At 56.8% G+C, this 4,497-nt stretch carries 7 protein-coding genes; 3 read left to right on the forward strand and 4 right to left on the reverse strand.

Going from position 1 to position 4,497, the window contains the following annotated elements; genetic code table 11:
- Window positions 1-105 precede the first annotated feature (105 nt).
- Window positions 106-1,620, forward strand: a complete 1,515-nt coding sequence (locus FFS27_RS29030; RefSeq protein ID WP_016851630.1) for a conjugal transfer protein TraG N-terminal domain-containing protein — start codon at window positions 106-108, stop codon at window positions 1,618-1,620.
- A 25-nt stretch (window positions 1,621-1,645) separates the two neighbouring features.
- Here FFS27_RS29030 and FFS27_RS33410 read toward each other — a convergent pair whose 3' ends face one another.
- Window positions 1,646-1,969 carry a hypothetical protein gene (locus FFS27_RS33410; RefSeq protein ID WP_071536355.1) on the reverse strand — a complete coding sequence of 108 codons (324 nt, stop codon included), beginning with the start codon at window positions 1,967-1,969 and terminating at the stop codon, window positions 1,646-1,648.
- A 118-nt stretch (window positions 1,970-2,087) separates the two neighbouring features.
- On the opposite strand from FFS27_RS33410, the gene FFS27_RS29035 reads away from it, so the two are divergent.
- Together FFS27_RS29035 and FFS27_RS29040 are read left to right on the forward strand one after the other, a co-directional pair.
- Window positions 2,088-2,360 carry a type II toxin-antitoxin system ParD family antitoxin gene (locus FFS27_RS29035; RefSeq protein WP_003111730.1) on the forward strand — a complete coding sequence of 91 codons (273 nt, stop codon included), beginning with the start codon at window positions 2,088-2,090 and terminating at the stop codon, window positions 2,358-2,360.
- 3 nt (window positions 2,361-2,363) lie between these two features.
- On the forward strand, window positions 2,364-2,717 hold the full coding sequence (locus FFS27_RS29040) for a type II toxin-antitoxin system RelE/ParE family toxin (RefSeq protein ID WP_003111729.1): 354 nt from the start codon (window positions 2,364-2,366) through the stop codon (window positions 2,715-2,717).
- 26 nt (window positions 2,718-2,743) lie between these two features.
- Here the strand turns inward: FFS27_RS29040 and FFS27_RS29045 are convergent, their stop codons facing one another.
- The 3 genes from FFS27_RS29045 to FFS27_RS29055 all read right to left on the reverse strand — a co-directional run.
- Window positions 2,744-3,658 (reverse strand): hypothetical protein, encoded by a 915-nt coding sequence (locus FFS27_RS29045; protein WP_003119431.1) that lies wholly within the window; start codon window positions 3,656-3,658, stop codon window positions 2,744-2,746.
- Window positions 3,659-3,683: 25 nt separating this feature from the next.
- Entirely contained in the window at window positions 3,684-3,923 is a 240-nt protein-coding gene (locus tag FFS27_RS29050; protein ID WP_010792230.1) for a hypothetical protein, read from the reverse strand.
- A gap of 135 nt (window positions 3,924-4,058) precedes the next feature.
- A partial coding sequence (locus tag FFS27_RS29055; protein WP_137952386.1) for an IS3 family transposase occupies window positions 4,059-4,497 on the reverse strand: 439 nt, incomplete at its 5' end.

The following is a 4,497-nucleotide window of genomic DNA, read 5'->3' on the forward strand; positions in this document are numbered from 1 at the left end:
GAGCGCGCATGAGCGGCAGCGCATTCGGCGGATCGAGATCCTGGTGCTGTTGCTGATCCTGCTCATCGAATTCAGCAAAGCCTACTTCCGCACGGGAGGCGCAGCATGACCTTCATGACCAATGACTACCTGGAGTATTACCTCACCCTCCTCGGCTGGATCATCAACAACGGGATCTGGAACATGATCTCGGACACGGGCCTGTTTGCGGTGCCGTTCGCGGCCATCGTATTGCGCGAATGGCTGAAAGTTCGCGGGGAAGGCGCCGACGAGGGCAACAAGGGCGTGCTGTCTCTGGCCCGCATCGAGACGCATATCTACGTCGGCTACATCGTGGTCGCCCTGGCGGGAATCCCGGTCGTCAACGTGAGCTTCGACACCATCGAGTTCGACCAGGCCCGCGCCCAGCAGTGCCAGTACAGCCTGCCAGCGCCGGCAGACACCGGCTGGTCGAACTCCTTCAGCAGCCTGGCCGGCAAGAGTGCGCAGATGCCGCTCTGGTGGGCGATGATGCACGCCCTGTCCAAGGGCTTCACCGCCGGCGCGGTCGCGGCCATTCCGTGCGGCACGGATCTGCGGCAGATGCGAATGGAAGTGGACAATACGCGCGTGAACAACCCGCTGCTGGCACAAGAAATCGCTGATTTCTCCAGGGACTGCTACGGGCCTTCCCGTGCGCGGCTGTTCATGCGACAACCCGATCTGGGCTCCGTCGCCGAGGACAACAAGGCGCTGCAGGACCTGAACTGGATCGGCTCCCGATTCCTGCTGAACACCCCGGGGTACTACGACACCGACTACTCGAAGAGTCCCCGTCAGTCGTGGCCCTACAACGCCACCCGCGACGCCGGGCTGCCCCAGGTGGGCGGTGGTGGTGGCTACCCCACCTGCAAGCAGTGGTGGGCTGACTCAGGGATCGGTTTGCGTGATCGGATCAAGGACCAGGTGGATCCGGACCTGATGACCAGCTTCCTCAAGTGGGCAAAATGGCTGAACCAGGAGGAGGTAACCGAGGCAGTCATTCGCCAGGTGATCTCCCCCTCCAGCCAGGTCAAAGGCAACGTCTATACCGACTATGGTGGGCAGGTGGGCGGTACGGTCTGGAACGGCATCGCGAGAACCGCAGGAACCTTCGGCGTTGCCCTGGGCAGCCTGGCCTATTTCCCGGCGATGGATATGGTCCGCCAAGCACTGCCGATGGTGATGTCGTTCCTCAAGATGGCCATGGTCATCTGCATTCCGATGGTCCTGGTCATCGGCACCTATCAACTGAAAGTTGCCATGACGATGACGGTCGTCTTCTTTGCGATGATGTTCGTCGATTTCTGGTTTCAGTTAGCCAGATATATCGATAGCACGATACTTGATGCCTTCTATGGTTCGGGATCACCGCATCTTTCATTTGACCCAGTCATGGGACTGAACACGGCGACTCAAGATGCAATCTTGAACTTCGTGATGGGGGCAATGTTTATTATTCTGCCACTTCTCTGGGTCACAGCAATAGGCTGGTCTGGTGTGCAGGCAGGACAAGTCCTCCAAGGCCTTTCCCAAGGCACCAAGGACGTCCAGACAGCAGGTGGAGAAGCGGCAAATAATGCCAAGCGGCATATATTCTAATAAATAAGGCCCAACTGGGCCTTATTTAATCATCAGTTCGCTGGCCGGCAACATAATGACCATACCCTTGCGGGCCATACTCATATCCGTAGCCAGACGTGTTTTCTTTCCGGGGACCATTTGGAAGCCCCCCAAAGGCGAGAACAGCTCCACCCAGAACTATCAGTGTCAGGGCGCCACTTAAAAGCCAGCTGAAAGCTTGAGATGCCAGCACAAGAAGAGTGCCGGATACTAAAGTGCGCTTCACCCAACGACGGAGAGGCTTGGGATCGGTGATGAGAAAACGCACAAGCGTACCCAGACCAAAACCGACCCGGGAGGCAAAACCTTTGTTGGTGTGCGCGTTCATGATCAATCTCCTGGCTCCCAGAGGGAGGCATCCTGCTATCACCTATACGCCAAAAAAGATGATCTAGCAAGCCTTATGGCATATTATGCCACTAGCTATCTGCCGACTGGAGTACCTCATGGCAACGCGAAACGTCGTCCTTCCCGATCCGCTGGAGCAGGATATCAACGAGCTGGTGGAGACCGGCCGCTATCAGAATCGCAGCGAAGTCATCCGGGCAGGATTGCGCCTGCTGCTGCAACAGGAAGCCCAGAATAGCGCCAAGCTCGAAGCCCTCCGCAACGCAACATCCAGTGGGCTGATGCAACTGGAGCGCGGCGAGTACGACGAGATCACCAGAGACGACCTGGCCCACTACCTCGACGAGCTCGGCAACCAGGCGAGCCACTGAAGCATGGCCAAGTACCGCATCTCTCATGATGCCCAAGCGGACATCGTCGATATCCTGCGCTTCACCCACAACCGCTTCGGCGATGCCGCGCGCCGACGTTACCAGGCACTCATAGGGGCGGCGCTGGAAGCAGTTGCGACAGACCCACAACAGGTAGGCAGCATCAGCCGTGAAGAACTGGGAGCTGGCCTGCGCAGTATCCACCTCGTTTACTGCCGCTCGATGCCCAACGTCGGTAAGGTTGTTCGGCCCAGGCACTTCGTCTTCTACCGGGTGGCGACAGACCAGGTGCTCGAGGTGGTTCGCGTGCTTCACGACTCCATGGATCTGGATCAACACCTGCCTCGCAACCGATGACTTCCAAGCTGAATATCAGCTCCGGTTCATCCGGCGGGCAGCAAGTCACCCAGCACCCGACGCGCCGCCTCGACCAAACCGCTGTCTCTATGTGGATGATCCTCGGGCAAAGCAATCAAACGTTGGAAATACTGGCGGTTAAATACAATCGACTTCGTATATATATCGATAGCCTTTCCTTTCCGCTCTGTGGAAACCAGCATTTCCATCCCCTCGGTCAGCTCACCCTCAAGGCTGTCCTTACGAAACCGGTGCTTCACAAAGCACATATTGAGATCGAAATACTCCTTTCTCCCTGACTCATCCACCTTCGAGGAGACTCGGCCATACTTATCAACTGAGGCTGCCGGCACTTCAGCGGAGACTGCCTTGACAAGGTCATCATCGAGTAAAAGCTGTCCAAAAAGACTCTGAGAATCAGCCATATAGGCAAATATCCAGGGAATATTGGTCAGGGTTGCCCCAGTATAAAGATATCCTCTCTCCCTTCTGTATTGTTCCAGCATCCGGATAGCCAAGTTTTGAGAGATATTCACGCCCAGTTCTTTCCGCAGCAGGTAGATAACCCTGTCGAACTGCTCGATCAGTATTTTTAGTATTTTCAGAGGCGTGCCGTTTACCGAGGCTTTCCGCTCTGTCTTTTGGTGTACCCTTGGTTTGAAATAAGGGCAGTTCTCTCGCGCCTCCTCATCCGCTTCGGCAAGGTCTCGAACCGAACGAGCGTAATGACGCCCATAGGGACGAGCCACATTGGCGGGCAAATGATAAAGGCCTATGATTTGTACTGGATTGTCGCAGGCGGGACAGACAGCGAAATGTCCCTCCGTGCCATTTTCAGAGGTGGAGAACCAAGGCTCCTGGCGTCGCGTTTCTTCTTCGAAACGTTCGCGCTCGATTGGTCGCTCATCGGTTTCCTCTGGCTTCAACTTGTAGACATCCATAGCGCACCGCTCTCCATGAAAATAATCAATTTAGCCTGTATCGATTAGCCATCCGGCTCCACCAGCCCTCGGGAAGTTCGGGGACCGCCCCTTCATGCTCGGCCATTCTCAAGCACTGAAGAACGGTGCTCAAGCCAAGGGAGAGGACGTGATGTTTATCCTGCAGCGCAAAGATGAGTTCGTCATGGCACAGGCTCCCGCTGTCATCCCCGTTTTGCTCTTGGAGTAGCTCCGCCCGGTTATTCAGTATGTCGTCATGGTTCATCGTATCCATCTCCTGTCTGACTCGGCCAGATTGGCCAGGTCCGCAACGAGAGGGTGCCCGGTTACAGGGTGCAGCGCCTCGAAAAAACCAAACCTGACCCATGAAGTATTTTTCCGTCGACACCGGGTGTAGTGGTCAACCCATCCCGGACAGTGGGTTGAGTTTTTCTTCGGCCACCGCAGGCGGTAGCCCGTCGTTGAATTGATGCGGCCTGATCCAGTTATAGCGGTGCATCAGGTAATGACTGATGTCCCGTTGGGCCTCCTGCGCCGTCAGGTAACCCGTTGACGGGACCCACTCCGACTTCAGACTGCGGAACAGGCGCTCCATCGGCGAATTATCCCAGCAATTCCCCCGACGGCTCATGCTCTGCTGCATCCGATAGCGCCAGAGCCGTTGTCGAAACAGGCGGCTGGCGTACTGGCTGCCCTGGTCTGAATGGAACAGCACCTGCTGTGGCTTGCCGCGCTGTTCGTAGGCCATGTCCAGGGCCTTGATCACCAGTTCGGCATCCGGCTTGGCCGAGAACGCCCAGCCGATCACCCGCCGGATATGCAGATCCAGCACCGCGGCC

Source organism: Pseudomonas sp. 2VD (assembly GCF_005503585.1).
Taxonomy (GTDB): Bacteria; Pseudomonadota; Gammaproteobacteria; order Pseudomonadales; family Pseudomonadaceae; genus Pseudomonas; species Pseudomonas aeruginosa.